General features: G+C 62.8%; 17 protein-coding genes. 10 read left to right on the top strand and 7 right to left on the bottom strand.

Going from position 1 to position 15,794, the window contains the following annotated elements; genetic code table 11:
• Positions 1-9: 9 nt before the first annotated feature.
• Positions 10-3,081 (bottom strand): formate dehydrogenase-N subunit alpha, encoded by a 3,072-nt coding sequence (fdnG, locus tag HB634_RS03605; protein ID WP_157503856.1) that lies wholly within the window; start codon positions 3,079-3,081, stop codon positions 10-12.
• A 388-nt stretch (positions 3,082-3,469) separates the two neighbouring features.
• Between fdnG and HB634_RS03600 the strand changes: the two genes are divergently transcribed.
• The gene (locus tag HB634_RS03600; RefSeq protein ID WP_063572432.1) at positions 3,470-3,865 is read left to right on the top strand and encodes a DUF1622 domain-containing protein; all 396 of its coding nucleotides are present in this window, start codon (positions 3,470-3,472) and stop codon (positions 3,863-3,865) included.
• Here the strand turns inward: HB634_RS03600 and HB634_RS03595 are convergent.
• The gene (locus tag HB634_RS03595; RefSeq protein ID WP_213947575.1) at positions 3,827-4,507 is read right to left on the bottom strand and encodes a hypothetical protein; all 681 of its coding nucleotides are present in this window, start codon (positions 4,505-4,507) and stop codon (positions 3,827-3,829) included. The two genes, HB634_RS03600 and HB634_RS03595, sit on opposite strands and share 39 nt — an antisense overlap.
• 162 nt (positions 4,508-4,669) lie before the next feature.
• Between HB634_RS03595 and HB634_RS03590 the strand changes: the two genes are divergently transcribed.
• The 8 genes from HB634_RS03590 to HB634_RS03555 all read left to right on the top strand — a co-directional run bounded on the left by HB634_RS03590 (position 4,670) and on the right by HB634_RS03555 (position 11,083).
• Positions 4,670-4,909, top strand: coding sequence for a hypothetical protein (locus tag HB634_RS03590; protein WP_213947574.1), 240 nt, complete (start codon positions 4,670-4,672; stop codon positions 4,907-4,909).
• A 96-nt stretch (positions 4,910-5,005) separates the two neighbouring features.
• On the top strand, positions 5,006-5,752 hold the full coding sequence (aqpZ, locus tag HB634_RS03585) for an aquaporin Z (protein WP_213947573.1): 747 nt from the start codon (positions 5,006-5,008) through the stop codon (positions 5,750-5,752).
• Positions 5,753-5,817: 65 nt separating this feature from the next.
• Positions 5,818-6,288: a PaaI family thioesterase gene (locus HB634_RS03580; RefSeq protein ID WP_082879127.1), complete on the top strand. Its 471-nt coding sequence runs from the start codon at positions 5,818-5,820 to the stop codon at positions 6,286-6,288.
• A 78-nt stretch (positions 6,289-6,366) separates the two neighbouring features.
• On the top strand, positions 6,367-8,076 hold the full coding sequence (gene kaiC, locus HB634_RS03575) for a circadian clock protein KaiC (protein WP_213947572.1): 1,710 nt from the start codon (positions 6,367-6,369) through the stop codon (positions 8,074-8,076).
• On the top strand, positions 8,073-8,393 hold the full coding sequence (locus HB634_RS03570) for a circadian clock KaiB family protein (RefSeq protein ID WP_063572427.1): 321 nt from the start codon (positions 8,073-8,075) through the stop codon (positions 8,391-8,393). Before kaiC ends, HB634_RS03570 begins: the two co-directional genes overlap by 4 nt.
• Positions 8,390-8,689 carry a circadian clock KaiB family protein gene (locus tag HB634_RS03565; RefSeq protein ID WP_063572426.1) on the top strand — a complete coding sequence of 100 codons (300 nt, stop codon included), beginning with the start codon at positions 8,390-8,392 and terminating at the stop codon, positions 8,687-8,689. Before HB634_RS03570 ends, HB634_RS03565 begins: the two co-directional genes overlap by 4 nt.
• Complete coding sequence (locus tag HB634_RS03560) at positions 8,689-10,776, top strand: PAS domain-containing sensor histidine kinase (RefSeq protein ID WP_213947571.1); 2,088 nt, start codon at positions 8,689-8,691, stop codon at positions 10,774-10,776. Before HB634_RS03565 ends, HB634_RS03560 begins: the two co-directional genes overlap by 1 nt.
• 124 nt (positions 10,777-10,900) lie before the next feature.
• Positions 10,901-11,083 (top strand): hypothetical protein, encoded by a 183-nt coding sequence (locus tag HB634_RS03555; protein ID WP_063572219.1) that lies wholly within the window; start codon positions 10,901-10,903, stop codon positions 11,081-11,083.
• 9 nt (positions 11,084-11,092) lie between these two features.
• On the opposite strand, the gene HB634_RS03550 is transcribed toward HB634_RS03555, so the two are convergent.
• Genes HB634_RS03550 through HB634_RS03530 form a run of 5 tightly spaced genes read right to left on the bottom strand, consistent with a single transcriptional unit; the run spans position 11,093 to position 15,158 of the window.
• Positions 11,093-12,448 (bottom strand): hypothetical protein, encoded by a 1,356-nt coding sequence (locus HB634_RS03550; RefSeq protein ID WP_213947570.1) that lies wholly within the window; start codon positions 12,446-12,448, stop codon positions 11,093-11,095.
• 53 nt (positions 12,449-12,501) lie between these two features.
• Positions 12,502-13,185, bottom strand: coding sequence for a hypothetical protein (locus HB634_RS03545; RefSeq protein WP_213947569.1), 684 nt, complete (start codon positions 13,183-13,185; stop codon positions 12,502-12,504).
• Position 13,186: 1 nt separating this feature from the next.
• The gene (locus HB634_RS03540) at positions 13,187-13,939 is read right to left on the bottom strand and encodes a hypothetical protein (RefSeq protein ID WP_213947568.1); all 753 of its coding nucleotides are present in this window, start codon (positions 13,937-13,939) and stop codon (positions 13,187-13,189) included.
• Between the two features lie 23 nt (positions 13,940-13,962).
• On the bottom strand, positions 13,963-14,577 hold the full coding sequence (locus tag HB634_RS03535) for a hypothetical protein (protein ID WP_213947567.1): 615 nt from the start codon (positions 14,575-14,577) through the stop codon (positions 13,963-13,965).
• The gene (locus tag HB634_RS03530; RefSeq protein ID WP_063572225.1) at positions 14,574-15,158 is read right to left on the bottom strand and encodes a hypothetical protein; all 585 of its coding nucleotides are present in this window, start codon (positions 15,156-15,158) and stop codon (positions 14,574-14,576) included. Before HB634_RS03530 ends, HB634_RS03535 begins: the two co-directional genes overlap by 4 nt.
• A gap of 369 nt (positions 15,159-15,527) precedes the next feature.
• Between HB634_RS03530 and HB634_RS03525 the strand changes: the two genes are divergently transcribed.
• A complete protein-coding gene (locus tag HB634_RS03525) occupies positions 15,528-15,791 on the top strand; it encodes a type II toxin-antitoxin system prevent-host-death family antitoxin (RefSeq protein ID WP_213947738.1) in 264 nt (87 codons plus the stop codon).
• The last annotated feature ends 3 nt before the right edge of the window (positions 15,792-15,794 follow it).

The raw sequence follows: 15,794 nt of genomic DNA, 5'->3' as shown, positions 1-15,794 counted from the left end.
ACGTTCGCCTCAGGTGGCCGGAGCGGCGGTGCGTTCGATATTGACCAGGAACGCCTTGAACTCGGGCGTCTGTGTATTGGCGTCACCCACCGACGGGGTCAGCGTGTTGGCGCCGTAGCCCTTCCTGGCCTGTCCGGTGAAGCCCCAGTGCAAGGGCACGCCGATCACATGCGTCGACTTGCCATCGACCGTCATCGGCTTGATGCGCTTGGTGACATACGCCTTGCAGATCACTTCGCCACGTTTGGACGACACCTTCACCCAGCCGCCCTGTGCGATACCCTTTTCCTTCGCCAGCACTTCGCCGATCTCGATGAATTCCTCCGGTTGGAGGATCGCGTTGATCAGTGCGTGCTTGGTCCAGAAATGGAAGTGCTCGGTGAGGCGGTAGGTCGTCGCGACATACGGGAAGTCCCGCCGGTGCCCGAACGACGCACGATCGTCCGCGAAGACACGGGCCACCGGGTTGTTGGGCACCTTCGGATGCAGCACATTTTCCGAAGGCGACTCGAATGGCTCGTAGTGCTCCGGGAACGGACCTTCGGCCATGAGGTTGAGGGCGAACAGGCGGCCCAGACCTTCGGCGTTCATGATGAAAGGTCCGACGCCATCGGAGGGCTTCACGGTCGGACCGTAGTCAGGTACGTCAATGCCGGCCCAGCGCGTACCGTTCCACTCGATAACAGGTTTCTTCGGGTTCCAGGCTTTGCCGTCCAGATCGGCGCTGGCGCGGTTGTAAAGGATGCGCCGGTTGGCCGGCCACGCCCACGCCCAGTTCGGTGCGATGCCTTGCTCGCGAGGGTCGGTGGCGTCACGGCGGGCCATCTGGTTGCCCTTCTCGGTAAACGAGCCGGCGAAGATCCAGCAACCCGACGCCGTCGTGCCATCGTCGCGCAACTGCGCAAAGGCATCCAGTTGCGAGCCTGCCTTGGTCACCACAGCCGTCACCGGATCGGTGAGGTCGGCGAGCGCACGGCCATTCATCTCCTTGGCCAGTTCTTCGGGATCAGGCGCGATCGGGTTGGTGTACTTCCACGACATGTTCAAGATCGGATCGGGGAAGGCGCCGCCGTCCTTCCGGTACATCTCGCGCAGGCGGTGGAAGATGCCACTCATGATCCAGATATCGGACATGGCCTTGCCGGGGCCTTCGGCGGCTTTCCAGTGCCATTGCAGCCAGCGTGCCGAATTGACCAGCGAGCCGCTCTCTTCCGCAAAGCAGGTCACCGGCAGTTGGAACACTTCCGTCTGGATGTCGGAGGATTTTGCAGGGTTCTGCGGTCCGAAGTCCTGCCAGAAGCGGGACGTCTCCGTATCCAGTGGGTCCATGGTGACGAGGAACTTCAGCTTGCTCAGGCCGCGGCGGATCTTGCCGCGATCGGGGAAGGCCTGCAGTGGATTGAAGCCCTGGCAGATGTAGCCGGTCATCTCTCCGTTGTTCATCATCTCGAACGCCTTGATGATGTCGTACAGCGGAATGTCGAGCTTGGGCAACCAGTCGTAGCCCCAGTTGTTCTCTTTCGTCGCCGCGTCGCCCCACAGGGCTTTCTGGAGGCTGACGACGAACTTGCCGTAGTTCTGGTAATAGCTGGTCTGCCCCGGGCGCAGCGGCTTGAACAGCTTTGTCTTCATGTACTCGTCGTAGCTGGTTTCCTTGTCCGTCGGCAGGCTGAGGTAGCCGGGCATCTGGTTCGACAGAAGGCCGATGTCGGTCAGGCCCTGGATGTTGGAGTGACCACGCAAGGCATTCATGCCACCGCCGGCCACGCCGATATTGCCCAGCAGCAGCTGGACCATCGCCATGGCGCGGATGTTCTGCGCACCGACCGAATGCTGCGTCCAACCCAGCGCGAACAGGCTGGTCATCGCCTTGTCCGGCGCGGCGGTGGCGGCGATGAGTTCGCATATGTGCAGGAATTTATCCTGCGGCGTGCCCGTGATCCGCGAAACCATCTCCGGTGTGTAGCGTGACACGTGCTGCTTCAGGAGATTGATGACGCATCGTTGGTCCTGCCAGGTGTCGTCCGTTTTGGCGAAGCCCTGTTCGTCGAACTCATAGTTCCAGCTCGATTTGTCGTAGGTGTTGGTTTCGCCATTGAAGCCGCTGAAGTGACCGTCTTCGAAGGAAAAGCCGTCCGCAACGATCAGGCTGGCGTTGGTATAAGCGCGCACGTAGGCGTGCTGGATCGTGTCTTTCTCCAGCAGGTAGTGCATCACGCCGCTGAGGAACGCAATGTCGGTACCCGGACGGATCGGGGCGTAGTAGTCGGCTACAGACGCGGTACGTGTGAAGCGCGGATCGACCACGACGAGCTTGGCGCCGTTCTCGATCTTCGCTTCGATCACCCATTTGAAGCCGCACGGGTGTGCTTCGGCGGCGTTGCCACCCATGACGATAACGAGATTGGCGTTCCTGATGTCCTGCCAGGTGTTGGTCATCGCACCGCGACCGAATGATGGGGCCAGACTGGCCACCGTCGGTCCGTGTCAGACGCGCGCCTGGTTGTCGAACACCACCATGCCGAGTGAACGTGCCACCTTCCATGTGAGGTAGGCGGTCTCGCTGGATGAGGCCGAGGCCGCCAGCATGCCGGTGCTGATCCAGCGGTTGACGGTGGTGCCTGCCGCGTTCTGCGTGATGAAGTGCTTGTCGCGGTCCTCCTTCATCAGCCGCGCGATGCGGTCAAGGGCGAAGTCCCAGGACACCTCCTCGAATTCGGTGCCGCCCGGTTTTCGATATCGCGGCGCTTTCAGGCGGGTAGGGGCGTGCACGATGTCGAGCAGCGCGGAGCCCTTCGGACACAGCGTGCCACGGTTCACCGGATGATCCGGATCACCTTCGATGTGGATGATGTTGGAGAGGGCGTTCTTGGCCCGGTCACCCATGCTGTAGATGAGGATGCCGCAGGCGACCGAGCAGTAAGTACACGTGTTACGTGTCTCGGTGGCGTGGGCCAGCTTGAAGGGTCGCACCGCGGCCGCTTGCGCGACGCCCGAGGCGCCGAAGCCGAGCATGCCGAGACTGCCGGCAGCGAGCCCCATCCCGGTGACTTTCAGAAACTCACGGCGAGTGAGTGGCATGACTTGAGCTCCCTCGAAACCTGGCTTGGACAGACCGACCGGTAAACGGACGGCGACGTGGCTCGGCTTTACTTCGAGGCGGTGTCGGAACACCGGCCTGCTGGTCAAAAACGTAGCACGATCATCGCGCCAAGGTCGATGACATTCTTGCCCTCCAAACACCGCGATCCCTCCTCTGTAGGAGCCGATTCATCGGCGATTCCACAAGAACAATGTTTCATAACATATTGAATAACCATAAAATATAAGGGACAACCCCACAGCCCAATCACCACCCCCGTACTTCTACGGTCGCCACCCCCGTAATTGCTCGGTCGCCGCAACGCGCCCCGCCGCTCGACAATGCCCCTCAATCTGCCCTCTACCCGACCACAGGGGAAAGCTCGCCATGGAAGCCGCCAGCAGCGCGCACACCTGGATCGAGGTCGCTGCGCTCGGTATCGAGTTGCTCGCGACGGCCCTGATCATCTGCGCGATCGTCGCCGCTACGGCGATCTACCTCGCGGGACTGCTCCGCCGGGTCGCTAATCCTCCCGCGCATTACAAGCAGTACAAGCAGCGACTGGGCAGGGCCTTGCTGCTTTGCCTGGAGATCCTCGTTGCCGCCGATATCGTGCGCACTATTGCGCTCGACAGCTCGGTGCAGAGCGTGCTCTCGCTCGGCCTTCTGGTCGTCATCCGTACCTTCCTCAGCTGGTCGCTGATCCTCGAAGTGGAGGGACGGTGGCCCTGGCAGCGAGAGGAATCAGAAAAGCGCGTCGACGAGATGGTTGACGATGGTTGAGAAGGGAATGGCGGAGAGCCAGATCGGCACGAACGGAAGCGCCGTGGCGACCACGATCGATAGCAGGCCGGGAATGTCGTAGATGGCCGTCCGCATCGCATAAACATTCGCCGTGATGGCGTAGAGGTCGGTTGTCGCCGAGAAGTCAGGGCGCTCCAGCAGGTCGCTGTCCAGCTTCTGGCCCTCGGCAAACCACCGGGCCTCGAACACTTCGCCAGCGCGCGCGGCGAGGTCGCCGTAGCGGTAGACGCCGATGCGCCAGGCCACCAGCAGTGCACGTGTGAAAACCAGTGGCGGGGTGGCAAACAACAGGAGCGTCACCACGGCCGTGACGATCGGCGTCGCCTCGTGGCCGATGGGCGATGCACCCGCGATCACTTTATTGGCCAGCGTGCCGGCAACGACAATACCGATAGGCAGCGCGAGCGTAGACAGGATTCGCGGCGAGTACGCCAGGAACTGCAGGCCGCCGGTCTGGTCGGGGTGGGCCGAGACCAGGTAGAGGCCCATATGCGCCATCCGCCAGAGGAACCGGAACCATACGCCCAATCGCCAGAGCCACGCGAGCACCAGCCCCAGAAGGAGCGGCAGGCTGATGGCGAGGTGCCACCAGCCCGCCATCGAGAAGCCGCCGGCCAGCATGCCGCGCTGCCATAGCGGTAGGGCACCAGGTTGGTCTCGGCGAAATACGTCGCCATCGATTCCAGACGTGGCAGGACGACGTATTCCGCCACGATGAAAAGGGGAACGGCAAGCAGGAAGCGGGCGTGTACGGCTACGTCACGGATAAACGAAGGCATCGACGTGGCGTTCGCACTGACCAGCGACAGCACCAGCAGCGGCACCCAGCCGAGGGTGATCGCCAGGACGACGCGTCGCGTCGCTTCGCGCCGGTCGTCGACATGGATCAGCCGCAGGCGTCGCAGCATCTCGACGTGCATGGACTCGCTGAAGAGAACTCCCGCGCGCATCACGGCCTCAGTGGCGTTGGCGCCGGCATCAGGTCATGGCGAGAGGCTAGATGCCCTGGGCATGGCGACCTAGCGAAGGCTTACCTAGCATCGACACAGTAATTGTACGCATGACGCTGCGGTGCCCAGGCCCCGAGTATTTGTTACCCGCAGCTCAAGGAGTCACCTCATGTCCAGGCGCTTGTTGGCTGAGTTCCTCGGTACCTTCTGGCTGGTATTCGGTGGTTGCGGCAGCGCGGTACTCGCCGCCGCTTTTCCGGAACTGGGCATCGGTTTTGCAGGCGTCGCGCTCGCGTTCGGCCTGACCGTCGTGACGATGGCTTATGCCGTCGGCTACATCTCGGGCGCTCATTTCAATCCTGCCGTAACAGTGGGTGTCTTTGCGGCCGGTCGTTTCCCGGCGAAGGATGTTGTCCCATATGTCGCCGCCCAGGTCATCGGTGGCATCGCTGCCGGTGGTGTGCTCTACATCATCGCCAGCGGCAAGCCCGGGTTCGATGTCGCGCTCGGTTTCGCCACCAACGGCTACGGCGAGCACTCTCCCGGCGGCTTCTCGCTGGCCGCGGCGGCTGTTGCCGAGTTCGTCCTCACGGCGTTCTTCCTCATCGTCATCCTTGGCGTCACGCATAAGCGCGCTCCGGTCGGCTTTGCGCCGCTGGCCATCGGCCTGGCGCTCACGCTCATCCATCTGGTTTCCATTCCGGTGACCAACACCTCGGTGAATCCGGCGCGAAGCACGGGCGTTGCCGTATTCCAGGGTGGCTGGGCACTGGGCCAGTTGTGGCTGTTCTGGGTGGTGCCACTGGTGGGTGGCGCCGTCGGTGGCTGGGTCCACAAGGCGCTGCTGGAAACGGGGCCGGAGCCGCTGGAGGACATCGAGGGAGCACGCCGTCCCAATGCAGGGGCATCGCGATAGCGCGGTTGCAGGGACGAATTCATCAAATTACTATCGTCATGAATCAGTCATGCGCGGTAGTAACCATGCCACTTTCGATTCTCGAGCACCTGCAAAAACACATCGACGGCACGCTCGCACCCGGCGAATCGAGTCGCATGGCGTATCCGCCGCCTATCGCGGCCACGCTCGGCTTCCGTCTGGTCGCCATCGAGGAAGGTGGTGCCACGCTCGAAATGCGCACCGATCCGTCCCGACATGCCAATCCCATGGGAACCATTCATGGCGGCGTGCTTTGCGATATCGCGGATGCCGCGATCGGGACAGCCCATGCGGTGACCCTCAAGGAAGGCGAGTCGTTCACCAGCGTGGACCTGCGGATTAACTTCTTCCGCCCCGTATGGGAGGCGACGATCAGGGCCACGGCGAAGGCCGTGCACCTGGGCAGGACCACCAGCTACTACGAATGCGCGATCACCCGTGAGGACGGCAAACTCCTTGCGATGGTGACAAGCACCGTCATGACGCTTCGCGGTGACCAGTCGACCGGGAGATAGGCGGGCCGATCACCGTCGCTTCACGCGATCTGGATACCCTTTCCCGGCATAAACAAGCCCGAGAAAGAAAGGTATCGAATGACCGACCAGGTCTCCGCCCAGAACCCCGGGGCACACAAGGCCCCACCGCTGCGCAAAACCCCCACCGGCATTGCCGGACTGGACGCGCTCACCTTCGGAGGCCTGCCCGAAGGCCGTCCCACGCTTATGTGCGGCGCGGCCGGCTGCGGCAAGACGCTCTTCGGCATCACTTTTCTCGTCAAGGGCTCCGAAGATCACGGCGATCCCGGCGTCTTCATGAGCTTCGAGGAGCGCCAGGACGAGCTCACCACCAACGTCGCCTCGCTCGGCTTCGACCTCGACGATCTCATCGCGCGAAAAAAGCTGGTCGTGGACTACGTGCGCCTCGAGCGTGGAGAGATCGAACAAGCCGGTGACTACGATCTGGAAGGCCTGTTCGTGCGTCTTGGCCACGCGATCGACACGATAGGCGCCAAACGCGTCGTCCTGGATACGGTCGAAGCATTGTTCGCGGGGCTGGAGGATTCGGCCACGCTGCGATCGGAGTTGCGCCGCCTCTTCGCCTTCCTCAAGGCCAAGGGCGTCACGGCGATCGTGACCGCGGAGCGTGGCGAAGGCCAGCTCACCCGGTACGGCATCGAGGAGTACGTCTCCGACTGCGTGATCCTGCTCGACAACCGCGTGATCGACCAGGTGACGACACGCCGTTTGCGCGTGATCAAGTATCGCGGCTCGTCCCACGGGACCAACGAATATCCCTTCCTCATCGACGAGCAAGGCGTGACCGTGTTGCCGATCACCTCGGCGGGGCTGGCGCACGAGGTGTCGTCGGAGGTGATCTCTGCCGGCGTCGCGGGACTGGACGCCATGCTAGGACGTCATGGTTACTACCGTGGCTCCAGCGTGCTGGTGTCGGGTTCCGCCGGTACGGGCAAATCGACGCTCGCGGCCTCGTTTGTCGACGCGGCATGTGCCCGTGGCGAACGCAGCCTGTATTTCGCCTTCGAAGAGTCGGCCGCCCAGGTCATCCGCAACATGGGATCGGTGGGTATCGACCTGCAGCGACACCGCGATGCGGGTCTGTTGGTGTTCGAAGCGGCCCGCCCGAGCCTTTACGGGTTCGAGATGCATCTGGCGCGCATGCACCGGGATATCGAGACATACAACCCCAGCGTCATCGTGGTCGACCCGATCTCGGCCTTCCGTGGCCCCGCGGTCGAGGTCAACGCCACGTTGCTGCGACTGGCCGACATCTGCAAGAGCCGCGGCATCACGGCACTCTTTACGTCCCTGTCGTCTACGGGTGACGCCATGACGGACGGTGAGCGCGATGTTTCCTCGCTCATGGACATCTGGATTGCGCTGACCGATCTCGAGGCCAACGGCGAACGCAATCGCGTCCTTTCGTTGCTGAAGGCACGCGGCATGAGCCATTCCAAGCAGCTGCGGGAATACCGCCTGACGGATCACGGCATCGAGATGGTGCCCGTTTACGTCGGACCCGATGGTGTGCTCACCGGCACCGCACGGGTCGCCCAGGAAGCGCGCGAACGGGAGGCCGAACAGTCCAGGCAGGACAGGATCACGGCCCGCCGGAGGGTGCTGGAGCGACGTCGTGTTGCGGTTGAGCGGCAGATCGCCGAACTGCAGGCCGAGCTGGAGAGCGAAGAGGCCGAGGTGACCCGGATGGGCGAGCAGGACGAGGTGGACGCCACCAACCGCCATGCCGACCGATCCCTGATGTCGACGCTGCGAGGTGACCTGTGAGCGCCGCACACGACGTACCCCTCGACGACGATGGCCAGGTTCACCTTCGCCTGTACGTCGCCGGCCAGACGCCCAAGTCGCTGGCGGCCATCGCCAACCTGAAGCGGCTTTGCGAAGAGCATCTGGCCGGGCGTTACACCATCGAAGTGGTCGACCTGCAGGTGACGCCGCAGCTGGCTGCGGGCGACCAGATCGTGGCGGTCCCCACACTCATCCGGCGCCTGCCGCCGCCGCTGCGTCGCGTCATCGGCGACCTGTCCAATGCGGAGCGCGTCCTCGTGGGCCTGGACATGATCCCGCGGTCGTCCGCGACATGACCTCGTTGCCGCACTACCAGCTGCGACTGTTCATCACCGGCTCCACGCCCCGTTCCACGCGTGCCATCGAAAACCTGCGCAAAATCTGCGAAGAGAATCTCGATGGCCGGTACGAGCTCGAGGTTATCGATGTGTACGAGCGCCCGGAGACAACGAGGGACCTGCAGATCGTTGCCACGCCGACGCTGGTCAAGGTGTTGCCCGAGCCTTTGCGTCGCATCATCGGGGACCTCTCCGATGAGCTCAAAGTCCTGGCCGGGCTCGACCTTGCGCCACGGCCACCCGAACGAGGCTGATGGTGCGCGACGATTACCTGCAAGACGAACTGCCCAGCCGCGAACAGCTCGAGGAACGGCTGCGCGAGGCGGAAGAAACGCTGGATGCCATCCGTCGGGGTGAAGTCGACGCGGTGGTCGTCCACCATCCCGAGGGGCAGCGCATCTACACGCTCGAGAGTGCCGACCGGCCCTATCGCGTGCTCGTTGAACACATGCAGGAAGGTGCCGTCACCCTGACGGGGGACGGGGTGGTCCTTTACTGCAACCAACGCTTCGCTTCCTTGCTGGGCTCGACGCGCGAGTCGATGATCGGCCGCTCCGTCGTGCCGTATCTGGAGCGTGCCGATGCCGCGTTGATGGCCGAGATGCTGTCCCCGGGTGCGGAAGCGGGCAGGGCAGCGGAAGTGAGTCTTCGCCGCATCGATGGCCGCGTCGTTCCGGTGACGCTGTCGGCCGTCGAATTGCCTTTTGAACCCGGCATGCCGCGCGTCATTTGTGTGATCGCGACCGACCTCACGCACGCCCGGCAGCGCAGCCATGAGCTGTCGGCGGCGAATGCGCAACTGGCCGGCGAAATAGCCGAACGACGCAGCGTGGAAGATCGCCTTGCGGTAGCGCTCGATGCGGCGGGCATGGGTAGCTGGGACATCGATCTCGCGGACCGAACGGTCACGATTTCACGGCAGGCTGAAGTCATCCTGGGACTCGCGCAGGCCGGTCCCGAGGGCCGCACGCTCGAGTCGCTGTCGCAACCGTTCCTCGCCCATGAACAGGACGAGGTGAGAGCGGCTTTCGAGCAGGCCATGGAAACCGGCGTCCTCGATTTCGAGCGGCGCGTGCGTCCGGCAGGAGAGGCCGCCACTCATCGTTGGGTGCACGTCAAAGGCCGTACCTATGATCGCGACGGCGTGCCGGCACGTCTGGTCGGTGTCGTCGGCGATATCACCGAGCGTCGCCTGATGGAGATTCAGCTGCGTCAGGCGCAGAAGATGGAAGCCGTTGGCCAGCTCACCGGGGGCATCGCCCACGACTTCAACAACCTGCTGATGGTCATCGGCGGCAGCCTGGATGTGCTGGAGAGCGCCGTACCCGCAGACAATGCGAAAGCCCAGCGCTTCTTCGCCGCCGCGAAAGCGGGCGTGGAGCGCGGCGCCAGTCTGAACCAGCAGCTATTGGCCTTCTCCCGCCGGCAGGACCTGCAGGCGCAGCCCGTCTGCGTCGACGACCTGCTGCGAGACTTCGCCACGCTGCTTGGCCGCGCCCTGGGCGAAACGGTTTCGCTGGAGCTTCCTCGGCCGGCACAGCGTTGGTATTGCCGAAGCGATCCACACCAGCTCGAAACCGCGATCCTGAATCTGGCGATCAACGCGCGCGATGCGATGCCGCATGGCGGCCGCCTGACGATCACGACATCGCTCACTACGTTGACGCCGCGCGAGGCGCTGGCAATGTCGGCTGAGCCGGGGACCTATGTGGTGCTCCGCGTGCGCGACAGCGGCACGGGCATGACGCCCGAGACCGCCGCGCGCATCTTCGATCCGTTCTTCACCACCAAGGCACTGGGCAAGGGCACAGGGCTGGGTCTTAGCCAGGTTTATGGTTTCGTGAGGCAATCGGGCGGCTTCGTGAGCGTTACCAGTGAAGTGGGGCAGGGCACGACGATCGACCTGTGCCTGCCCTATACCGACGAGGTGGCGGTCGCCTCGCCCGAGGCCCCGGTGCCAACGGCCGCAGGCGACGGACGCGTGCTCGTCGTGGACGATGACATCAACGTGCGCGAGGTGTCCGTGGCCCTTCTGGGCGCACTCGGCTACACGACCCTCGAGGCCGCCGACGCCGCCCAGGCGCTTGACGTACTCGCCCAGCGCACGGACATCGACGTGGTCTTCAGTGACGTGATCATGCCCGGCGAGACCAACGGGCTGGACCTCGCGCGCTACGTTCGGGAGAACTATCCCAGCGTCGCCGTGGTATTGGCTTCGGGCTATACCGCCCAGCAGCACGGAGGCAAAGGCGCGCCAAGCGACGTGGAGCTCCTGCATAAGCCCTATTCCCGCGCCGTTCTCGCCGCCGCCCTGGCTCGAGCCCGCGGAAGCACGACCTGACGCCGCCCCGCCTCGTAGGAGCCGATTCATCGGCGATGCTTGTGCCATGAACCCCTAGACGCATCCCCCACCCAGCCTTCACCCCTCCCGGCGCCCCATGAACTCCTCAACCGGAGTGCATGCCATGACCCACGACCGCCAGGACGTCAACCACCCCGATCACGGCCAACCCTCGCATCCAGAAACGGCCGAGGAAAAGAAATCGCGTAAGGACAAGGCCAGCGACAACCAGGACCAGGCGCTGGAAGAAACGTTCCCGGCAAGTGACCCGGTGTCGCCGTTTGTGCCGGCTAAAGCTCCGGAGTAAACGCGGTCGCTACCGATCATCCTCGCGATAGTTCACAAATCCGATGGGTGCATGAGAAGCGTATTGCGAGTCGTCGTAGGTGGGAGCACCCCGATTCGCGAGACTGCCCAGGGTGCCATATCCGTTTTGTCCCCAGCAGCGGATACCACCCCCTTCGATGACGGCGCAGCCCTGGTCCACGCCGACGCTGATCGCGATGGCGTGTTCGACGCCAGGAATAAGGACCGGGCGATCGAACAGCCGACACTTGACCCTGCCATCGATGAGCAAGCCGCACGTGTCACCGCCACTGCCGATATCCCGAAAGCCAGTCAGCGGCGCTGTTTTCCTTGGGACGATGGCGACCGCCTCGCTATCGGGGCGGTATTGCCAACAGGTGATCGATGCATCTCGCAGCAGGGCGCAGTCGCTTCCAACGACCTTCACCGCATCGTGTACGAAGGAAACACGCGTAGGCGGTTCGCTTTTAACGAGGGCTTCCTCCTCGCCGACCGGGTTGTGAATCGCAAGGTCACCCCAGCAGACCACATCCCCACCGGGTACCACGGCACAGTGCCTGGCACCGTAAGTGGTATCGCCCGCCACATCGATAGCCGAAGGCACGCCTGGGACGGCGCCCACATGCCCCTTCGCGTCCGTGCAAAACAGGCTGTTGTCGTCTCTTATGCCGCACAGTGCTGTTCCCCTGCCAAGGCTCTTGACGTGGGCCAGGCCGGGAACCTTACGCGGCGTCTTGAGAACCACGTTGCTGTCGGCCCAACAACTGACCTCGCCGCCTCGCGCAATCACGCATTCGTTTCCATTGAGGCCGCCCATGGCTGCCACACCGGGCACGGGAATTTTCCCCTCCATCAGGCCGAGTTCGGAGCCCCAGCAGCGGGCACTGTGATCGTCGAGGATGGCGCAGGTGGACCGTGATCCCGCATAGACGCCGATCGCCTTCAGCGGCTTCGTTCCCTTGACTGGCCTGATCTTGAGTTCCGTGGCATTGCCAGTCCGCAGCGTCGAGCAATCGATGTCAACGTCCACCGGGAATACGATCTTGTCGATCTGCAACACATTCCGGACCGAAGTCACCGGATCCGTTCGCCAGCTCCTGGTAGCTACGCCGTCGTAGGGACTCTCGATATTCCAGATACCCGTAACGCCCGAATTGCTGCGCTCCAGCCAGCGGTCGTTGTCCGGTACGACTTGATGGACATCATCCCGCCCGAGCACGTATCGAGAGGGGCCCGATGGATCAAGGCAAGCGAGGAATATTCCTCCGGTGCCGACGCCACCTGGGCCGTAGAACACGCCCTGATCCCAGCGCGGAGCTCCCATTGCCGTTCCGATCATCGAGAACGACAGGAGGATCGCCGCCATGTGTGCCCAGATTGTGGCCTTCCGTCGGACCGATGTCCCCGTCGTCCTTGTCATCACTGTTCCCTAAAATGAAAATGCTCGTCGACATACCCGTGCATGCCAGGGGTCGAGTCGATAACGTCGTGCATCGCATCCAGGCTGAACTCGTTGAAGCTAACAGTGGCAGGCTTGAACGTAGTGCGACGCTCAACCTCTCGCGAGCCCTTCTTGCGGAAGTGAGTAGCGTAGCCTTTCAAGAGGCTGATCCTGGTTCCGTAGGCGCTGCCGTCACTGTTCATCCATGACTGCTCGATGCTTACGAGAACCAAGGCTTTTCGTTCGAAACGGAACGTAAAGTCTTCTGACCAGGTTTGATCTCCGCACGAGCCGTTGCAGTTTGTTGAGTAAGTTAACGATCCCCGCTGCAGGGCGACCTGATCGTGACGCATGTTGTCGCGGCCCCACGTCCCCGTGGCTGTGATGACGCGCTTCACTCCGTCTGAGTCACGTTTCGAAACGACTATCTCCATGTCATCGCCCGCCCCGCAGTACGTAACGGCCGCCACTTCGTCGTGTCCGTCCGAGTCGATGTCCCCACGGGCATCGATGCCCGGTATGGGTGAGGTGGCGCCTTCGCAGGGAACCTCCGTCGCTTTGGCAGACGCAGGCGGCGAGTTCTCCGCCTGTTGGCCGGATGAAGCTGAAGCGCCGGTTGCAGCAAGGGCTGCTAACAGAAGGAAAACGACAAGAGTTCGCATGCTAGCCGCCATACTCGTAGCCGTTATCGAGATAGCCGACCTGCTCAAGCTTCGCGCCTATGGCCCAGACACCGACCCGTTTGCCACAGTCGACCGGCACGATCAGATACTGCCGATCAGCGGTCACCACGGCTGTGGGCTGATTAGGGAGCGTGCCGAGACGAGTTACCTTTCCGTTGTTCTTTACGAACACGGCTCGAGCTGTCGTGGCGCATGCGTCGTCGCCGTTTCCATCCTTGAGATGACGGCTGCCTTCAAGGTACAGAGGCTGGCCCTTGTTACCTATGTTGAGGGCTTCAATCACAGATGTCGGCGGAATCGACGGTTCCACGGTGCGAATGAGATCTGCGTCGGTCGATGAAGCATTCGAGATAATCGCCTTCCGCATGGAGAATCTCGACGTCGAAAGCACCGTCGGCAGCATCAAGTCATCGCCGCGGGGCGCGGCCCTGCTCGGGTCGATGTCCAGCATGGCAAGCGCCTCGCCTTTCGTGACGCCGTGGCACGTCTGTGGCTGGTCGCTACCGGCAATCCAGATATCTCCCTGGTGCCTGCAGGCCGACAGCAACGGGTCAGCGCCATCCATGGCAACGAGGAAGCCGTGGCGCCCGGGAGAGCTTCTGTGCGTGTCGAGGTCGACCGGTATTCCTAAATAAAGCGGACCCGATCGATGGAATCCGTGCGCCTCATCGCAGCACGGCTCATCGGCTTGCGCGCGGTAGGGCGTGAGGCACGTGGCGATACCGAGCAGCATGGCAAGGATCGATAGCCGGTGATTCACGGCAACAAGCCTGCTGGCGAGACATCGACAATCGTGCCATCCGGCTGCACCATTCGGATCGCATGGAATCCGGCGACTGAGACGGGCTGGCGAAGCCATTCCTCGAGCGCCATGGTAAATCCGTGCGGGAGGGAGCTGGCCTTGACGTCGCGGGACCATATCAACAACGCGGGACTCATCGGCGCTTTTGGGGCCTTGTAGTAGAAATGCACGAGGGCACCCACGACCACGCCGTCGCTCGATGCCCAGACCATGCCCTTTTCCTGACAGGATCCGGGACGGCAGGAAGCAACCACCATCGAGCCATCGGCGCGTTCAATGGGACGCCCCTGCGACGTTGTGGCGGCTACGGCATAGCGGAGCGGCTCCGGCGCATCGTCGTCACTCATGCCGAGATAGAGATTTACCCTGGGCACGTGTGCATCGAGCAGGCTACGCCAGCCGGCGGTCAATGCGCCCACATAGGTATGAGAGCGGGCCGCATCGGCCAGGACGCCGGTGGTCGGCGGACGCACGGGCGCGTCATTCGCGTGAAGTGCATGGCATGTCATGAGGCCTACTGCGAAGACAGCGCCTCGAAGCATGAGCGCGATGAAGGCACCGTTGCTCATTGCAGTCCATCGTCATACAAGTCGCGTGCCTTCTCGTGCTGGAAAGACGCCGCGGCATCCAGCCCGGCCTTGGTCATGAACTGGCGAAGTGCTTCGTAGGGCACCTCGGTCTCGAACAGGCAGGCGCGTGACGAATAGACCATGCCCTCGAAGACCAGGCCACGTGAGGTGGGCCAGACGACGTATTCCGCATTGCTTTCGATCGCCTCGCGGCAATCCGAAGGCGCGCTGTCGAATCGGGTGAACTTCATGATGATTGCCTGGAGGGCTGGTCCCGGCGTATTTGCCGGTGCGCTCTCGGCAAGCCAGTCCCAAGGCGACACTTCCTTGCCCGACGCGCGATTCCATAGGAAGCTTTCGATATCGGACGGCGTCGACTCGCCATCGCCGCATTCGGAGCTACCGAGCTGAGTGGCGACGAGCCATTGCGATGAGAGAGACCGCAACGTGAGGCTGTAGCGGTAATGAAGGCATGCGAGCGAGGCTGCCATATGGTCGTCCAGCCAGCCCTTGGTCAAAGCCACGACAGCGTCGACGTCGTCGAGATCCTTTGGCATGGTGATGGAGGCTACGTCGCGCACTCTGTAGATCGATCGCGTCGTTTCGTCTACAACCACGTGGATCGGTAGGCGATCCAGCCTTGGCCCATTGTCCTGGGGCGAACCTGTAGTTGCTGGTGATTGCCCAGAGGCCAGTCCCGCCGCGAGAAGGAGGAGACCCGCGCTCATTGAGCGGATCGGTCGGCGCATCCGCACGCAATCGATTTGGAGACTCAATCCCTTGCCCCGTCTGGACCTGCCGCAGCATCGCGGTTGCGATGCCCCCTGTACGGTGGTCTGTTCGCAAAATCTAGCGGAGCCACTGCGGATGGGCAAGGCAAAGTTGCGGATCAGTCAGGGCCTGCGCTAGGCTCGAACATGTACGGAAAGCCGTACATGTGGGAGTGGCTTGTGCGGACCATCAATTTCACCGACGCCCGGAGCAACCTCAAAGAGGTGCTCGACACCGTGGCGACGGATCACGACGTCACTCTCATCAAGCGCCGTGACGCTGAAGACGCTGTCGTGATGTCCCTTAGCGACTACAACTCGCTGCAGGAGACGCTGTATCTATTCGGCAGCGCCGCCAATGCGATCCGATTGCAGGCCGCGATGGTCGAGGCCGACATGTCATTGCCGACAGAGGCCCGCGTTCTAAGTCCGGGTGGCGTCTAAAAG

The sequence above is a fragment of the Luteibacter sp. dw_328 genome (genome assembly GCF_018449605.1).
Classification (GTDB): Bacteria; Pseudomonadota; Gammaproteobacteria; order Xanthomonadales; family Rhodanobacteraceae; genus Luteibacter.
The sequence above is the reverse complement of the archived record's forward strand: the minus strand, read 5'-3'. Positions and strand labels throughout refer to the sequence as shown.